We start from the raw sequence: 17889 nt of genomic DNA on the forward strand, positions 1-17889 counted from the left end.
AGAATATAGGTAATCCTTTTTTACAAATAACAACCTAAGTGATGCTAAGAATTCAAATGTTGCATTTATGTAGAGTATCTAAATATATAATGAAACTTTCCGCTGTGAGAAAAGTGCTAGAAACACCATTGTTTCTAGCACTCGGGAGTTTTGAAACTTTAGGTTCAAAACTAAGTCATGGAACTTCGTAGAAGTTCGCTGACGTCCGTATTCACTTAAGGAAAGTTTCTAAGAGGAGTTTATCTTCAATCAAAAAGGAACCCGAAGGTTCCTTTTGTGTTATTTTCGATACATCTTGACCTGAAGGTAAAGATCGTTATAGACTCCAAGCAATTTCTTGCCTAATTGTTGATAGACTTCCAAATGGTCCAGCGTTTCATCGCTTGGATAGAAGGATTGGTCATCTTGGATTTCTTTTGGCAACATGGCTTTGGCTTTTTTATTTGGCGTTGAGTAGCCGACATAAAGTGCATTTTTCAAAGCATTTTTAGGACGAAGCATAAAGTTAATAAAAGCATATGCTGCTTCTTTATTTTTCACGGTTTTTGGAATGACAATGTTATCAAACCAAAGGTTGCTGGCTTCAGTTGGAACGACATAGCGAAGATCCTTATTGGCATCAAGCATTTGGCTAGCCTCTCCTGAGAAAGTAACTCCAATAGCCGCATTGTTTTGGATCATATACCCTTTCATCTCATCGGCCACCAAAGCTTTGATGTTTGGCGTCAAGGTGTAGAGTTTATCTACTGCCTCTTGCAATTTCTTTGGATCCTTTTCATTGAGGCTATAGCCCAAGGTATTGAGACCAATTCCCATGACCTCACGCGCACCATCGTACATCATGATGTCATTTCTGTACTCTTCACGCCAGAGATCTGACCAATGTTCAGGAGCATTTTTGACCATCTTGGTATTGTAGATAATCCCCAAGGTACCCCAGAAGTAAGGGACTGAATATTGGTTGCCGGGATCAAACGATTGGTTCAAGAGTTTTGGATCGATATTTTCCATCCCTTTGATCTTGGATTGGTCCAACTTTTCAACCAGATGCTCATCCATCATCTTAGCAATCATGTATTCACTAGGTATAGCAATATCGTAGGTGGTTCCCCCTTGCTTGATCTTAGTGTACATGGCTTCGTTGGAATCAAAGGTATCATATTGCACCTGAATTCCGGTTTCTTTTGTGAATTCCTTGAGCAAGTCTGGATCGATATAATCTCCCCAGTTGTAGATGACCAACTTGTCGCTATTCTTGGTATTCATGCTGGCTTCGATCTGGTGGCTAATTCCCCAGAGGATCAAGATCACCATGACAATCCCTGTTAGGAATGAATAGAGTTTTTTCATGCTGCTTCCTCCTTTTCACGGGTGATAAAGTAATAACCGATGACCAAGAGCACACTAAAGAGAAAGACAAGGGCTGACAAGGCATTGATGCTGAGGGAAATTCCCTGACGAGCACGTGAGTAGATCTCTACAGACAAGGTTGTAAAGCCATTCCCCGTCACAAAGAAGGTCACGGCAAAGTCGTCAAGAGAATAGGTAAAGGCCATAAAGTAGCCGGCAATAATGGCTGGTGTCAGATACGGCAACATAATCTCTTTAAGCATTTGCACTTGGGTAGCTCCCAAGTCATAGGCTGCATTGACCATATCCCGGTTCATTTCCTTAAGACGAGGCAAGACCATCAAGACCACAATGGGAATCGAGAAGGCCACGTGACTAGCCAGAACAGAAAGGAAACCTAACTGGTACTTCACCGTCGTAAAGAGAATCAAGAAGCTGGCCCCGATCATAACGTCTGGCGCTACCATGAGAATGTTGTTGATGGAAAGCAATGGTCCTTCTAACTTCTTCTTAGATTGATAAATATAAATGGCTCCAAAGGTTCCGATCACCGTCGCAATCAAAGCTGACAAGAAGGCCAACAGGAAAGTCTCTGATAAGATCAGCATCAGGCGACTATCTGCGAACAACTCGTTGAAATGCTCAAGTGTGAAGCCAGTAAAGGCATTCATATCTCCCCCTTCATTGAAAGCATAAAAGATCAAATAGAAGATAGGAAGATAGAGGATCAGAAAGACGAAACCTAGATAGAAATGAGATACTTTTTTCATCGTTCTCTCCTTTCTCTCGTTGCCCACATGGTCAAGAGCATGGCAAGGATCAGAACAACTCCGATGGTAGAGCCCATTCCCCAGTTTTGTGTTGTCAGGAAGTGCTGTTCAATCGCAGTCCCTAAGGTAATGACGCGGTTACCACCGATCATCCGTGTCAACATGAAGAGACTCAGACTAGGAATAAAGACAGACTGCACACCTGAACGGACTCCATTCATGGACAAGGGGAAGACCACACGACGGAAGGTATCCCAACGATTGGCTCCCAAATCATAGCTGGCATTGATCAAGTTTGGATCTAAGTCATCTAAGACATTAAAGATCGGCAAGATCATGAAAGGCAACTCGATGTAGCTAGCTACAAAGATAAAGGAGAAATCGGTAAAGAGGATCTGCTGGGGAGCGACTCCGAGAAAGCTTAAAAAGCTATTAATAGAGCCGTCTTGCCCAAAGATTCCGATAAAGGCATAGGCCTTGAGCAAGAGATTGACCCAGGTTGGCAAGACGATCAACATCAACCACAACTGCCGGTGTTTGAGCAACGTCAAAAAGTAAGCAGTCGGGTAGGAGATCAAGAGCGTCACCAAGGTGACGATTCCGGCATAAAGGACCGAATTAAAGCTCATCTTTAAATAGGTCAGATTTTGCGAAGTAAAGAACTCTTTGTAGTTCTCAAGTGAAAACTGCCCTTCAACGTTGAAAAAGGATTGAAAGATAATCATGACTACAGGAGCCAAGACAAAGAGAAAAATCCACAAGAAATAGGGGAGGATAAATAGATTAGAGGTTGTTTTCTTCATCTCTCTCCTCCTCAATGGCATTAATCAAACCAGCTTCTTGCTCTTCCACTTCAACGTACTCTTCGATCCGCGCATCGAATTCTTCTTCGGTTTCATTGAGACGCATAACGTGGATGTCTTCTGGTTCAAAGTCTAGCCCGATGACTTCTCCCACGATGGCCTTACGAGTGGAGTGAATCATCCACTCATTTCCCAAATCATCATAGGCAATGATCTCGTAATGCACTCCACGGAAGAGCTGGGTGTCCACCTTTACTTGGAGTTTGCCCTCTTCAGGAAGAGTAATTTGCAAGTCTTCTGGACGAATGACGACTTCAACTGGTTCATTTGGACGCATCCCCCCGTCGACCGCTTCAAAGCGTTTGCCATTGAACTCAACCAAGTAGTCCTCGATCATGCGACCATCTAGGATGTTGGACTCCCCGATAAAAGTCGCTACAAAGTGGTTGATCGGTTCATCATAGATATCAACTGGTGTACCAGATTGGACGATCTCCCCTTCATTCATGACAAAGATCCAGTCACTCATGGCAAGGGCTTCTTCTTGGTCGTGGGTAACAAAGACAAAGGTAATCCCCAAGCGTTGTTGCAATTCCCGCAACTCATACTGCATGTCTGTCCGAAGTTTCAAGTCAAGTGCAGACAAGGGCTCATCTAAAAGAACCACACGCGGTTCATTGATAATGGCCCGTGCAATAGCTACCCGCTGGCGTTGCCCACCAGAAAGTTTTTGGATGGAACGTTTCTCAAAGCCTCCCAATTGCACCATCTTGAGGACTTCTGTTACTCGTCTCTCGATTTCAGCCTTGTCCAGCTTTTTCAAACGAAGGGGGAAAGCCACATTTTCAAAGACTGTCATATGCGGAAACAGGGCATAGGACTGAAAGACGGTGTGGACATCCCGCTTGTTAGTAGGGACATCATTGATCCGTTCCCCATCAAGGTAGACATCTCCAGAGCTAGCATCTAAAAGACCGGCAATAATATTAAGGATAGTTGATTTTCCTGATCCAGATGCACCGAGCAGGGTATAGAACTTCCCTTCTTCCAATTCAAAATTGATATCCTTTAGGACAACGGTTCCGCTATCTTCAAAGACCTTTGTAACATTTTTAAACTCAATAATTGGTTTTTTCAATTCACATAAATTCCTTCTTTACTACGATTACCAAACTGCTTTTCAAACGAAAACGCAGCGGCTGACAGGAAAACCTGTCAAGCCACCAATACCTCTCGGGGACTTACTAGACTGCCCCACCTATTTACGGTATCGATAGGCACTCACCCCCTTTCCGACTGATGCTATCGATGTTTACACTATCAATTGTTCTTCAATACTAACGTTCTTAGGTTTGACCGATAATACGAACTTCTGGTTCTAAACGAACACCTGAATGAGCCTCGACTGCTTCAATGACATGGGCGATCAGGTCTTCGTAGTCCTTAGCTGTTCCATTGTCCACATTGACCATAAAGCCAGCATGCTTTTCAGAGACTTCAACACCACCGATTCGATAGCCTTTTAAGCCTGCCTCGCTAATTAATTGACCAGCGAAATGGCCCACTGGACGCTTAAAGACAGATCCACAAGAAGGGTATTCAAGGGGTTGTTTCAGCTGACGAAGATGGGTCAAACGCTCCATCTCCTGTTTGATTTGCTCGTGATTGCCTGGAGACAAAGCAAATTTGGCAGAGATGACGACAGCACCTGTCTCTTGAATCTTAGAATGACGGTAACCGAAAGCTAGTTCACTCGCTGACAGAGTTTCGATTTTCCCGTCTTTGGTCAAGACCTTACAGGATACAAGGACATGCGCAATCTCTCCTCCATAGGCTCCCGCATTCATAAAGACAGCACCACCAACACTGCCTGGAATGCCACTAGCAAACTCGAAGCCTTTCAAACTATGGTACAAGGCCACATGGGTGGTGTCGATGAGTTTAGCCCCTGCTTCTGCTTCGACCACATAACCATCCACACTGATATCTCGCAAGTGATCAAACATAATTACAAATCCCGGTATGCCCCCATCTCGGACAATAATATTAGAAGAATTCCCCAGGACCATCCATGGAATTTGTTCTTTGTTTGCAAATTGGACGATGCGTTTTAATTCGTATTGGTTGCGAGGAAAGGCTAAAAACTCAGCATTCCCCCCAACCTTTGTATAGGTATAATGTTTTAATGGTTCTTGAAAACGGATATCAATCCCTTCAAGAATTTGATTCATTTCTTCAATCATCTTTCTGTCTGTTCTCTCTCTATATAAAATACAAACTATTATACCAAATTTTTGACGATTTTTCGACCCTAAAAAACAAAAGAAGGCCCATAGTATTCAGGGCTTCCTTTTACCATTTATTATGCAATTTTACGTGCGATGGTACGATTCTTTTGTCCATCCAGAGCTGATTTGACTGAAATCCAAGCACCACCAAGAGTAAAGACAGCTAGCAAGCCTAGATTCAAGTAAAAGTTTTCTGGGACGTCCCCTTGGAATGTCGCTTCATTGAGAAGCGACCAGGTCATACCAAATGGCAAATCCAGTTCACTCATAAGCGCCAAAGTATAATCTAATTGGTTGACCAAAAAGACGGTCAAGACCATCAAAATTGCTGAAACTACCACACCTTTTTTAGTCAATTTTTTACCAAGAATCTCATAACCCTTGATGGTACAAAAACCGAGGGCCGCACCTGCCAAAACAGACACATAGCCGAGACGCGCTACTAAGAGGGCAACTGCTCCACCGATGATCACACCGATCACGGCCCCTACAATCCCTAAGAGGAAGTTTTCTTCCCGCGCTTCATAAGCCTCAACTGTATCTTGCACTTCGGCTTGGTAGGCTCTAAAGGTTGCATCGTCGATTAAAAAGATCGCATCTCCAATTTGATACAGACCGATTGGTCCTTCCTCACCCGTTTCCGCATTCACTTGCACAAATTGGTGGTTGAGTAAGAAATCAACAATATCTTGGATAGCTGTCCATAAGGTTTCGACAGCCTTCCCTTTGGTCATTCCACCTTTGACAACGATCGAGGTCAAGTAACCATCAGAAGAGATAGCATTAATGGCTTTTGATTGTTCTTTTAATTCATTCCAAAGAATTTCACTATCTTCGATCAAGTCTCCTTCGGAACCTTGTTTCACACTGAGTGAAATGGTAAATACATTCTTGGTTTGAGCGCCTTCAATGACCAACAAGAAGCCTTCACGCTCTCCATACATCACACGAGCTTCGCCATCAAATTGCAGACCAAGATCGGTAGCAATACTATATAAATATTCTGGTTTCATGTTTCCCCCTAGATTTTCAGGAAAGCTTGAGCTTTTCCCCATACTGTTCCCATTCTACCATAGGAGAAGCAAAAAGGACATATACATTCGTATACATCCTTCTTTCATTTGTGTTACATTCGGGTTTAATTCTCAACACGAACGCCAAATGTGTCAATTTTAAGTTGGAAAATCTGACCATCTAGCCCGAGTTTTTCGAGAGCTGCAACAAAGGCTGCTGTATGCTCTGGCGCTAAGAGGTTCATGATCGTTGGGCCTGCTCCCGACAGATAGGTGGCGTAAGCCCCATGCGCATGGGCGACTTCTTTGACCTGAGGAAACTCTTTGACAAGAGATTGACGGTAGCGTTCGTGGAAATGATCAGACTCGATGGAGCGACCAGCCGTCAGCAAATCTCCCTTGAGGAGAGCTGCGATAGCGACATTGGCTACGCTACTAGCTGCAACAGCTTCCTTATAAGACCATTCTTTCGGTAGGACATTCCGACTATCACTGGTCTTCAATTGGTAGCTCGGTACAAAAGCGACAAGGTCACAGCTTGGGAAGTCAGCCGTGACATATTGGACATCTTCACCGATGTAGCTCGCAATGACCATATTCCCAAAGATAGCTGGAGCTACATTATCCGGATGACCTTCGATCTCGGTCGCGATGCGTAATTTCTCAGCGTCTGATAGCTGGAGGTTGGCTAATTGGTTGGCCAATTCAATCCCTGCGACAATGACCGAGCTAGAAGATCCAAGACCACGCGCCAAAGGCACTTGACTGGTCATCTTGATTCGATGGGGCTGCATATCCGTTGAGATAGAAAGAGCTGTTGAGAGCAAGAGGTTTTTCTCATCTGTCGGAATCCCTGCTCCTAGATCATGCTCAATAAACCAAGCATCAGCTGATTCAAGGACTTCAATAGTCAAATAGTGAGTCACGGCAATCCCAACAGAATCAAACCCTGGCCCTACATTGGCACTGGTTGCTGGAACAATAATTTTCATGCTTATTCTCCCAAGACTTTAAAGGTATTCAAAAGTTCGAAATTCGCCTCTGAATCCAATTTTTCAACCAAGTTCTTGAATTGTGTTTGGTTGACTTGGTGGGTAATGATGACGACACTTGCAAATTGACCATCTGAGTCTTCTTGGAGGATTTGCTTGAAGGAAGCTCCTTCTGCATTAAAGATTTCCGCAAGACGCAAGATTTGACCAGTCGCATCTGGTGCCTTGATTGAGAAATAATAGTTATTTTTCACGTCTTCTGGCTTAGCCAATTGAAGAGGGCGGCTGTATTCATTGAAGGCTTTACCGATCGTTCCTTCTTTTAGACGACGGACAATGCGCACAATATCAGCTACGACACTTGTCGCTGTTGGTTTTTGGCCAGCACCTGGTCCGTAGTACATAGACTCACCAATACCGATGGATTCCACATAGACCGCATTCATAACGTCGTTCACGCCAGCAAGTGGGTGTTGTTTTGGAAGGAAGGTTGGTGTCACTTCTGCTGCAATCCCTGACTCTGTTTCAACAATGGATCCGACAAGCTTGATGACATATCCAAGGCTTTGAGCGACTGAGACATCTTGAGGAGTGATCTGGCTGATCCCTTTGTGACCCACTTGATCAAATTGGATGTTCATCCCAAAGGCAAATTGGCTCAAGATCACCATCTTGTAGGCAGCATCGATCCCTTCGACGTCATTGGTTGGATCACTTTCAGCGTAACCTAAGCGTTGCGCTTCTGCTAAAGCATCTTCATAAGTCCAGCCTTCTTCGACCATTTTGGTCATCATGAAGTTAGATGTTCCATTGACCACACCAAGAACCTTAGTCACCTTGTCGGAAGCAAGGGAATTCACCAAGGTCCGAAGGATTGGGATCCCACCAGCTACGGCAGCTTCATAATAAAGGGCCACTTGGTGTTTTTGAGCAATCTCTAGCAACTCGCTTCCATGAACGGCAAGAAGGTCTTTGTTAGCAGAGACCACATGCTTACCCGCTTCAAGCGCACGGGTGATAAAGGTCTTAGCTGGCTCGATACGGCCCATCAATTCCACAACGATGGCAATGTCTTTGTCTTCAATGATTTCATCGACATTGGTCACAAAGTTGTAGTCGTGACCAGCAGCTTGTAATTTTTCCTTTTCCTCATCATCTCGAACCAAGACCTTAGCGATCTCGATTTCATCTTGAGCTGCCTGGGTGATTTTTTCATGGTTTTCTTTTAATAAAAATGGTACGCCACTAGCAACAGTACCAAATCCTAGTAAGGCAATCTTAACAGACATCCTATTGACTCCTTGAATTTTCTATAGTAGCTCCATTATAACAAAAACTTGAGCGTTTGACAGCCAATTGCCTTAAAAATTCTGAATTTTCATGACAGGATCTTCCTGTAGCAAGTTCTGGAAAAGAACATAGAATTTGTGGTACAATAAAGAAAATAATGAAAACGGTGACACTATGAGTAAACGAAGAGTACCTAAAAAAATCAAAGCCCTACTTGGAATCAATGCCCTCCTCCTAGTCTGTATCTTTATTTGTAGCTTTCTTCTGATCAAACGGATCACTCAGCCGAGTGACGGGAATACCAGTGGCACTGCCGTAACGCGTTCTCTCGAGGAAGGTAGCTCCTCTATCGAGTGGACCCGAGTGAAAAAGCCGGTCAAACTGCCCATCCTCATGTACCACTCCGTGCACAATATGGCTGAGTCCGAAGCTGCTAATGCCAATCTGATTGTCGATCCAGAAACCTTTGAAAGCCAACTAAAGGCCCTGAAAAAAGCGGGTTATTACACCCTGACACCTGAGGAAGCCTATCGGATCCTCGCAAAAAATGAAGTGCCAAAAGGAAAGAAATATGTCTGGTTGACCTTTGATGATGGCGTCGAGGATTTCTATACCATCGTCTATCCGCTTCTTAAGAAGTACAAGATGACCGCCACTAACAATATCATCACGGACTTTACCCAAAAGGAAAAAGAAAATGTCCTGACCTTTGACCAAATCAAAGAGATGAAAAGTGCTGGCTTGACCTTTGAAAGCCATACGGTCAATCATCCAGACCTAGCCAATTCCAGTCTTGAGACCCAAAAGAATGAGCTGGTCGCTTCTAAACGCCTGCTGGATAAGGTGCTGGATCAAAATACTAGCGTTATCGTCTACCCATCTGGTCGCTACAGCCAGGTCACGATCGACCAAGCCAAGAAAGCTGACTACAAACTTGGCCTCACCACTAAAAATGGACTAGCCAGCTCCGCTGATGGACTCTATTCCCTCAAACGAGTCCGGATCCTTCCAACCACTACAGGAGAGGACCTCCTAGCCATGATCCAAGAATAAAGAAAGCCCCCTGTCTGAAATCATCGTTTTCAGACAGGGGCTTTTTGTTAGAGTTCCTTATAAAAAATTTTTTAATCGTTGATTCATAAAATGTAATAGGATTCAAAAATTCTTAAAAGAGCTTCATTATTGATTCGCTATAGCCTTCGACTTTCTTTTATAAATGCTCAAAACAATTGCAAATGACAACAACTGCCAAAGAATAATTCTCACTATCTGCAAGCTATCTGATTCAGAATTTGAGACAACATGAACCAGATTTGAAGCAAGATTGTTGAAAAGATGATCTCCTAGTCCTAGCCACAAGGAACCTGTCATTTTGTAAAGTAAAGACCATTTGATACTCATCATTCCCGCTAGGATAACATAGCCAATTCCCATAACAATAAGATTTAAGAGTGACGATTCTTCTTGAAGATAATCTCTTAAGGGCATTGCCAAATGCCATATTCCAAATAGGAAGGCTATAAAGAATAGACTCTTGCGGTAAGAAATCCCTTCAAGAATTTTTGTGAAAAGGCCACGAAAAACTCCTTCTTCCATCCACACGTTTATCAGGTTAAATAAGACACTTAACAAGATAAATAAGATGCCTGCTTGTGTTCCTTTTTCATCAGTTAAAGAGAAACCACTCGCATAAAATGATAAGTGAACATTGCCATGAAGAAACAAGAGAACAATACACTCAACTGAATATGCAAAGATGGAGCATACTAAGCCAAAAAGCAGGCCATTTCCTATACCTCTTATAATTCCATTAGGTGTAAAACCAATATCTATCCATCTTAATTTGCTAATTGAAAGAATTCCCCACAATAAAAGTATTCCAAAAAGCTTATGTAGAAAATTCTCCGATAAAAAAGTTTCATCTGTCCTCATATAGAAGTATTCGAATAGCCTTGCTGCTGAGCAGATAACAAATATAATTGAACAACTTAAAATGGGGGTTTTCAATAGTCTATTTAGCATATCTTCCTTTCAAATGAGTCTTTTATAAAAGTTCATTTCAATATTTTACTCAGTCCAATTATCTATTTTTCAAATTTCGAGAGAACGAATGACCCTATTTTTTTGACGACGGCTATTACAACTAAAACCATCGCATACAATAAAAACGGCGGGATTAACAGTAAAGCGATTTTCCAACCTTTGAAAAAAGCAAGTCCTTTTGTGGATTTAGTTGATTTAGCTGGTTTGACTTCTATCAGCTTCATTCGCAATAATTTCAAGGTGACTTCTTCTTGTCTTTCATCAAGTGAAACACTCTTTTCTCCTGAGTTTTCACTATCTAGATAGGACTGAGCCATTCGGACTAGATACAATCTCTCATCTTCTTTCGCAATGGTACGAAATAGCTCCATTGCCCTATCTCTATTCCCTTTGAGGTACTCATTGACTGCCCTTAGGTACATAGATTCCAATTGTGAGAACTTGTTGTTCGTCACTTCCTTTAGAACGGCATCATTGGGCTCTTTTTTGACCAGTATATCATAACGAGCGCTGTATGCCATCTTGTCATAAACTGCTAAATAGTCAGAGAGCAATTCATCAAACTCATCTTCCTTCAAATCAGGTCTAGAAAATAGGTTTGCATTCAATAGAATTTCGTTTAATTTTACTTGTTCAACATCTGTAAACTTTTGAATCTTTTTGAGTTCGTCTACAACTGCTTCAATGGATCCAAAGTCACCAATCCTATAGAAATAGAAAATAGTGGCAACCTGTACACGCGCTTTAATAGTTTTGATACTCTTTCTTTTTTGGTTCAGAATATAGCTTGCCATCAAGTCAAGATTTATGTCCTTATAGATAAGACTATTCAACTTCTTAATTAAAAGAGTATCTTTAATGATAACTAGAACCAGCTCAAATGATAAGTAAATCAAAAAACAAATGGTCGCGATCCTTTTACTTTGGGTCACTTGCACTGCATATAAAAATGGTAGAGCTAGAATAAGCAGCATGACTATCACCGGAATATTGTAACGCCTTCTTAGTTCTTTATAATCTGTAACCATAAATCTCCTTAGTTATTAGTATGTTGTTATTTGGTATTTGTTTGCTCTGTCTTAAAAATAAGTCACTTAAAAGTCCCACTTAATGGTTTAATTCTAAAAGTTAACTCCTACCATGATACCGAAATTTTGCGGCTTATTCAACTTCCTCACTAGTTAAAAATAAATACAAGAAAAAAACCACCTCTTGGTGGTTAGTATATAAATAAACTTTTTTTCATAAAACAATCTAAGTGATGCCAAAGGAAATAAAATAAACTATACTATGTGGCTCATTCAAACATACACTGAAACTTTCCGCTGTGAGAAAAGTACCTGAAACAATAACGTTTCAGGCACTCGGAATTATTGAGAGTAAAACAGTTTGGGAAACTGTTTTAGCCTGAGCCCAGAAATTAAAGAGCGAAGGGGCTCAATAATTAGTCATGGAACTTCTTCGAAGTTCGCTGACGTCCGTCTTCACCTAAGGAAAGTTTCTAAGAGAAGTTTATCTTGAATTTGACACCTCTCGGTGGTTCTTACTTCTTCTTTTGTGGAAAGAGGGGTAGGCCTAACGTAGCGATTTTTTCAGCTGGGATCTTCATGCCATCCTTGATCCACTTAGAGATGACAGAGACAATGGCTGAGCTCCAGAAAGAATTGAGGTAGCTGCCAGCGCCATTTGATGAGCTGCCATTTCGTTTTTCTAAAAAGTCATAGACTGCCTTGGTCAAGAGCCGTTCAAAATTGTAATCAATGGCCAGGCTGATAATCTTAGCTTCTTTCTTAACTTCCTTAAAAAGATAGACCCAGACTTGGTAGAGATCTGTCTTGAGGTTGTAGCCATCTAAAGACTTGGTAATTTTTGCGATACTAGATTGAAAGATAGACTCAAGAATCTCTTCTTTTGATCCATAATTGCGGTAAAAGGCCGCGCGAGAGACCCCAGCACGCTGAACCAGCTCAGAGATGGTGATCTTTTTCAGATCTTTTTTCTCCAATAGTTGCAGGAGAGAGATTTCGATGGATTCTCGTGTAATCGCATTGTTTTCTTGGTTAAATCGTTTGAGATTTTCCAAGGATTTCTCGGATATTTTTCTTTCTGCCATAACATTTACTTTCTATCTGTCTCACCTGATGTTATCTGCTTGGATAGCATGGTACTTCATGATATAATTGTAAAAGAAGACAAACTACTTGTCAATGTACATTTTTATACAATTATGAGGTATGAACTGATGAAATGGAAAATTATTGCGGATTCAGGCTGTGACTACCGCTCTTTGGACAACCTGGCACCAGATACGGAGTTTGTCAGTGTCCCACTGACCATCCAAGTGGGCGAGACCATCTATACAGATGATGCCCAACTCAATATCGATCAGATGATGGAGGAGATGTATGCGACTGCGACTGCATCTAAGTCTGCCTGCCCAAGTCCGGATGATTACATGAAGTCTTTTGAAGGGGCGGATAATATCTTCGTTGTTACCATCACAGGGACCCTTTCTGGTAGTTACAATAGTGCCGAGGTGGCCAAGAAAATTTATCTGGAAGAGCATCCGAATACCAATATTCACGTCATTAATAGCTTGTCAGCTGGGGGCGAGGTGGACCTAATCGTTCGCAAGCTCAACCAGTTGGTCGCTGAAGGTCTCGATTTTGATCAAGTGGTTGATGTGATCACTACTTATCAGTCTAAAACCAAGTTGCTCTTTGTTTTGGCTAAGGTCGATAATCTGGTCAAAAATGGGCGTCTCAGCAAATTGATCGGGACTGTTGTCGGACTCCTCAATATCCGGATGGTCGGAGAAGCTAGTAAGACGGGGACACTTGAGTTGCTTCAAAAAGCACGGGGACAAAAGAAAGCTATCAAGGCTGCTTTTGATGAACTAATCAAGGCGGGTTATAAGGGCGGACATATTACCATCGCCCACCGCAACAATGAAAAATTTATCGAGCAATTCTCTGAATTGGTTCGTGAGAAATTCGCCCATGCAATGATCGAAGTCCTCCCTACTTCTGGACTTTGTAGTTTCTATGCTGAAGAAGGCGGACTCCTTATGGGATATGAGATTTAAGTTACCACTAAAAAGGAGGCTGGGACAAAAGTCCTAGCCTCTTTATTGTTTTTGGATTGTCGATCAAGACGCAGTGGTTGAGTGGGCTCTACTACGCTGATTTCATCAGCTTTTACAGCCCTACTCAACTGTGCGGAGGTGAGACGACGAAATCGAATTCTAACGAATGACCGATTTCTGTCCCACTCTCTCTTTTTATTCTCCGATCTCTTGGTAGAGAGTGCGGATTTTTTTGCGGTAGATGGTAGAACTGATTGCTACTCCGACTAGCAGCAGGACACTATAAAGGATCACAGCCAGCAGAGTGCTGACGGAATGGTAAGTCCAAATGAAGCTGACAATAATCAAGAGAAACATCACAAAGAGAAAGACAATCAAGAGAATGGACTGAAGGGCTGCATTCCCACGATGACGGGTCATTAACTCCGTGATATTGGTCCAATTGGTGCTAAAATTTTGAAAATCTTTGACATAGTCTATAATGCAGAACGGAATGGTGGTCACAATCCAGATCAGCAACATGGCAAGGATGGCCAAGGGATGCACGCCAAAATAGAGACAAACGCCAAGCAAAAGAAGGTCCGGAAGGATGGATTGCACCAAATAGAGCAACCAAAACTTCATAAAGAGATAGCGCTTGAAATCAATAGGGAGCGATCTCAAGTACTCAAAGTTTTCACGCTCCAGCGAAATACCGATACTGGTCAAACCTCCAAAACTATTGAAAACACCGATCAAGAAGGCAACAAGGGCCAGTGGCACCAGATACTGGGGTGTCAAGTAAGGACTGAGGCCGCCTATATTCTTCGATGCTCCTGCTGCTCCACTGAGGAGAAAAATATATGGCAGAATGCTCATCATCAAGAGAACTTGCACCATAAGGGTTCCATCGCTCAAGAGTCTGCAATGATACTGAATGACAAATCGTCTAAAAGAGTCTTTCTGACCCACATGGATCGCTCTCACGCGCTCTTTGACGGTTTGGTTGGTCGAAACCGCAAGGGCTGCATCATAAAACTGCGGGATCACAAGTTTACGAACCAGGCCGATCAAGACCAATAGCACCGCGATCCAGCCCAAAACGCCAAGGATCGCTCCTCCCTCAAAAGGATGGAGGATAAACTGATGAAAGGCAACAAAAGGCGGAAAAAGAATGGGAATATCCGCTCCACCTGACATCTCTACCCGGTGAGTTTGGACTAGATTTAGATAAAGATAAGCGCCTAGACTGAGGAGGGAGCCGATTCCGACCATGATGTTGGAGACCAGGGTCGTGTGTTTTTTGAAAAAGAGGGTCTTAGTGATCAGATGGGATAGGATGATCGTCGCTAAAAAGAGAACGCCTAAGAGAATTAAGGCACAAAAGAGGCCTAGCAGGATCCCTAACGGATTGAAGCCGCCTGCTTGGACAGGCAGGATCAGAAAATAGCTGACCAAGGGAAGGATAGCCATGAGAAGGGTCAGGATGACCGAGATACTCTTTCCAGCAATGACTTCCGCATCTGAGAAGGCATAGGGCCGGTAAAACTGGAGGTCCTTGCTTTCATAAAAGACATTGTAAAAACTCATAAAGCCTTGGGAAATAGTCATCAAGGAAAAGAGGGCCACCATATTGACAAAGAAGGCTGGTTGATGGACAAAATCATAGATGCTAAAGAGCAAGCCAAATATGAGGAAATAGACCAATCCTAAAAAGAGGTAGTTGAGCACCGATTTGCGGGCGACATTGAGTTTGACGTCCGGTTTTTTGGCCTGTTTGGCACGTAATTTTGCGATCTGAGCTGGCTGACTGGCATAGATGATATTAACATTGACCAGCTGCTGGATGATCTTAAGACGCATGATCGCCACCTTCTTCCTTCCGACCCGCTAAACTGAGATAGATACTTTCCAGGCTTTGTTCTGGATGTTGTCCCTTCAATTCCTCGATCGTCCCATAGAAAATGAGATTTCCCTTTTTCAGAATAGCAATTTTATCACAGAGTTGTTCAGCCACTTCTAAGACGTGGGTAGAGAAAATAACGGTCTTTCCGCGATCCGCATGTTGACGCATCATTTGTTTTAAATCGTAAGAAGCCTGCGGGTCCAATCCGGTCATCGGTTCGTCCAAGACCCAGATATCTGGATCGGATAAGAGCGCTGCAATAACGAAGACCTTCTGGCGCATCCCATGTGAAAAGGATTCAATCACTTCATAGCGGTGGCTCTGAAAATCAAAGATCGTAAGAAGCTCTTCCAAGCGTTGATCACAGTCTTTCTGACTCATGTCATAAGAGGTCGCAACCAACTCCCAGAATTCATTGGCTGTGAGACGCAAGAAAAGATCTGGCGAATCTGCCACATAACCGATCTTCTTTTTGATCGCCAGCCGATGGCTATAGAGGTCCTGACCATCCACTTCAATTGATCCAGTGGTTGGGGTGATGACACTGACCAGGCTCTTAATCGTCGTTGACTTTCCAGCTCCGTTGTGGCCAATCAGGCCGACAATTTGCCCATCCTCGATGGTCAGATCCAAGTGGTTAAGGGCAATGTGCCCATCGTAATCTTTGGTAACTCCGTGAAATGTAATCATGTTAACTCCCTAATTGATCCTCATTGGGACCGTTTTTTCTTATTCTGTTGATAAGCGATCATCGAAATGGTAGAGCAATTCTAGTAAATAGTTTGGAATGGTCTCCAAAAAGTCTTCTTTGTAGACCCGCTCTCCTCGCTTGTGCAATTCTTTGCCCCATGGTCCTAGATTAACTGCTGGAACCTGAATTTGAGCAATTTTTTTCAGATCCAGATCATAGACCTGGGCTGGTGTGGCTAGGCTATCCAAGACGACTTGATAAGAGGCCACATCCTTTTCCAAGGCACAATAACTGGTGTCGTTAATCCCCATAAAGTATTCTTCGACTTTTAAGAGGTAACCTCTTGTGTCCAGATACTCGCGGTAATCAGTGATGAGGGACACGATATTGAAATCGGTATTGTCTAAAAAGCGACAATTCATGGAAGGATAATATGGGGGCGCAAAACCGATGACCACCATAGGATCCTTATCTCCGAGAAACTCAAGGAGTCGCTGGATTTGCTGAATCGCAAGGCTCTGGTAGCTGGTCCCATTACGAAAATCTTGCTCCGCTTTTTTATTAGAAGCTTCTCTAAAGTCTTGGTAGCCCTCTAAGGCTTTGCAACGTTCCTCTAGTTCTTGATAGGTGATGACTCTTGGCCTTGCAATAATGTGGTCTTGGCCTGCCTGATCCTGCAAGTTCTCGTACTTCTTGTAAAAGGCGTCCAAAGCCTCCTGACTAAGCTCATAGATACGTTGCAAGAGCTCTTGGGGTGTTTTCTTCAAATGCAACACACTGAAATAACCAGCCGCATAGAGCACAGTCGATACATCATACTGCTCCTTCAAATCTCTGAGATAGGACCAAGAAGGAAGGGGAGACGTTTCTCCCAAGGCCTGATCTGCCAGATCGGGATGAAGATCCAGCTGGCTTGCAATGGCTACTAAGAGGGACAAGGCATTGATCCCTTTAAGAGGCTCCTTCATATGGGACAAAACGCCTTGCGCCACAACGACCGGCATGAGTTTGCCGACTGTGCCGATGTGAAGGACCTTTTCTTTTCCTACCTCTGATTCAAAGGGCTCTGAATCCACTGCCAATACATAATTCAGATCAAACTTTTCCTGTAAATCTGTGAGGAGGCCCAAAGCTCCCCGCATTCCACGTGAATAGGATTCCTCATCTCCAACAGAGAGATAGAGCAGGTTGACCTGACCTTCTGTGAGGTCTGCAGCATAGGATTCCAGAACCCCCAATTGAAGGGCTAGGGCTGCTTTCATATCGCAAGACCCTCTGCCAAATTTCCACTCCCCAGAAGCTAAATCTTCCTGCATATCTGGTCGCCTATCTAGTGTTTTCAAGGCTTCTGCTACTTGATCAGAATCGAGCGCGATTTCTGCCAAATTTCCATAGTCTTCTAGATCGACTGTATCATGGTGGTGGAAAAGGATAGCTGTTTTTTTCTTGCCCTTATCAACCAAGGCCCAATTGACCGACCGATGCAAGTGATCCTGTGGCACCTGATAGCGCCCAAAATGGTCCGGATGTTCCTTGAAATAAGGGATCTGGGCAATCCGTTGATCCAGGTAGGCTTCGATCCCTTGCTCGGTCTCCGTGTTGGTAAAGCTTGGAATTGCCAAGGCTTCGGTAAAAATCGTTTCGATGCTCTCTCTATTGGTGGTTTTCACTTTTCTCCA

General features: G+C 43.1%; 16 protein-coding genes. 2 read left to right on the top strand and 14 right to left on the bottom strand.

Annotated features, from left to right (window positions below; all coding sequences use genetic code 11):
* Window positions 1-279: 279 nt before the first annotated feature.
* The 8 genes from ACESR9_RS01605 to ACESR9_RS01640 all read right to left on the bottom strand — a co-directional run bounded on the left by ACESR9_RS01605 (window position 280) and on the right by ACESR9_RS01640 (window position 8505).
* Window positions 280-1350, bottom strand: a complete 1071-nt coding sequence (locus tag ACESR9_RS01605; protein WP_342977391.1) for an ABC transporter substrate-binding protein — start codon at window positions 1348-1350, stop codon at window positions 280-282.
* Window positions 1347-2120, bottom strand: coding sequence for an ABC transporter permease (locus ACESR9_RS01610; protein ID WP_009731236.1), 774 nt, complete (start codon window positions 2118-2120; stop codon window positions 1347-1349). Before ACESR9_RS01610 ends, ACESR9_RS01605 begins: the two co-directional genes overlap by 4 nt.
* Window positions 2117-2923: an ABC transporter permease gene (locus tag ACESR9_RS01615; protein WP_223346177.1), complete on the bottom strand. Its 807-nt coding sequence runs from the start codon at window positions 2921-2923 to the stop codon at window positions 2117-2119. Before ACESR9_RS01615 ends, ACESR9_RS01610 begins: the two co-directional genes overlap by 4 nt.
* Window positions 2904-4061 carry an ABC transporter ATP-binding protein gene (locus ACESR9_RS01620; protein WP_049515341.1) on the bottom strand — a complete coding sequence of 386 codons (1158 nt, stop codon included), beginning with the start codon at window positions 4059-4061 and terminating at the stop codon, window positions 2904-2906. The genes ACESR9_RS01615 and ACESR9_RS01620 overlap by 20 nt, the downstream gene beginning before the upstream one ends.
* Window positions 4062-4269: 208 nt before the next feature.
* Window positions 4270-5166 carry a UDP-N-acetylmuramate dehydrogenase gene (murB, locus tag ACESR9_RS01625; protein WP_373105155.1) on the bottom strand — a complete coding sequence of 299 codons (897 nt, stop codon included), beginning with the start codon at window positions 5164-5166 and terminating at the stop codon, window positions 4270-4272.
* 119 nt (window positions 5167-5285) lie between these two features.
* Window positions 5286-6266 (bottom strand): TenA family protein, encoded by a 981-nt coding sequence (locus ACESR9_RS01630; RefSeq protein WP_373105157.1) that lies wholly within the window; start codon window positions 6264-6266, stop codon window positions 5286-5288.
* 83 nt (window positions 6267-6349) lie between these two features.
* Window positions 6350-7216, bottom strand: coding sequence for a homoserine kinase (gene thrB / locus ACESR9_RS01635; RefSeq protein WP_373105160.1), 867 nt, complete (start codon window positions 7214-7216; stop codon window positions 6350-6352).
* A 2-nt stretch (window positions 7217-7218) separates the two neighbouring features.
* The gene (locus ACESR9_RS01640) at window positions 7219-8505 is read right to left on the bottom strand and encodes a homoserine dehydrogenase (protein WP_061455121.1); all 1287 of its coding nucleotides are present in this window, start codon (window positions 8503-8505) and stop codon (window positions 7219-7221) included.
* Window positions 8506-8680: 175 nt separating this feature from the next.
* Between ACESR9_RS01640 and ACESR9_RS01645 the strand changes: the two genes are divergently transcribed.
* Window positions 8681-9559: a polysaccharide deacetylase family protein gene (locus tag ACESR9_RS01645; RefSeq protein ID WP_070587266.1), complete on the top strand. Its 879-nt coding sequence runs from the start codon at window positions 8681-8683 to the stop codon at window positions 9557-9559.
* Between the two features lie 126 nt (window positions 9560-9685).
* Here ACESR9_RS01645 and ACESR9_RS01650 read toward each other — a convergent pair whose 3' ends face one another.
* The 3 genes from ACESR9_RS01650 to ACESR9_RS01660 form a co-directional block, all read right to left on the bottom strand.
* Window positions 9686-10528, bottom strand: a complete 843-nt coding sequence (locus ACESR9_RS01650) for a CPBP family intramembrane glutamic endopeptidase (RefSeq protein ID WP_254732368.1) — start codon at window positions 10526-10528, stop codon at window positions 9686-9688.
* Window positions 10529-10590: 62 nt separating this feature from the next.
* Window positions 10591-11577 (bottom strand): hypothetical protein, encoded by a 987-nt coding sequence (locus ACESR9_RS01655; protein WP_373105163.1) that lies wholly within the window; start codon window positions 11575-11577, stop codon window positions 10591-10593.
* A gap of 515 nt (window positions 11578-12092) precedes the next feature.
* Complete coding sequence (locus tag ACESR9_RS01660; RefSeq protein WP_037599347.1) at window positions 12093-12662, bottom strand: TetR/AcrR family transcriptional regulator; 570 nt, start codon at window positions 12660-12662, stop codon at window positions 12093-12095.
* Between the two features lie 129 nt (window positions 12663-12791).
* On the opposite strand from ACESR9_RS01660, the gene ACESR9_RS01665 reads away from it, so the two are divergent.
* The gene (locus tag ACESR9_RS01665) at window positions 12792-13634 is read left to right on the top strand and encodes a DegV family protein (RefSeq protein ID WP_373105166.1); all 843 of its coding nucleotides are present in this window, start codon (window positions 12792-12794) and stop codon (window positions 13632-13634) included.
* Between the two features lie 195 nt (window positions 13635-13829).
* On the opposite strand, the gene ACESR9_RS01670 is transcribed toward ACESR9_RS01665, so the two are convergent.
* From ACESR9_RS01670 to ACESR9_RS01680, 3 genes are read right to left on the bottom strand one after another with little or no spacing between them, the layout of a single operon-like run.
* Window positions 13830-15476 (bottom strand): hypothetical protein, encoded by a 1647-nt coding sequence (locus tag ACESR9_RS01670; protein ID WP_373105169.1) that lies wholly within the window; start codon window positions 15474-15476, stop codon window positions 13830-13832.
* The gene (locus ACESR9_RS01675) at window positions 15466-16209 is read right to left on the bottom strand and encodes an ABC transporter ATP-binding protein (protein ID WP_014713507.1); all 744 of its coding nucleotides are present in this window, start codon (window positions 16207-16209) and stop codon (window positions 15466-15468) included. The genes ACESR9_RS01670 and ACESR9_RS01675 overlap by 11 nt, the downstream gene beginning before the upstream one ends.
* A gap of 39 nt (window positions 16210-16248) precedes the next feature.
* Window positions 16249-17880, bottom strand: coding sequence for a M20/M25/M40 family metallo-hydrolase (locus ACESR9_RS01680; RefSeq protein ID WP_373105171.1), 1632 nt, complete (start codon window positions 17878-17880; stop codon window positions 16249-16251).
* Between the last annotated feature and the right edge of the window lie 9 nt (window positions 17881-17889).

The organism is Streptococcus parasanguinis (assembly GCF_964238605.1).
Classification (GTDB): Bacteria; Bacillota; Bacilli; order Lactobacillales; family Streptococcaceae; genus Streptococcus; species Streptococcus parasanguinis_AJ.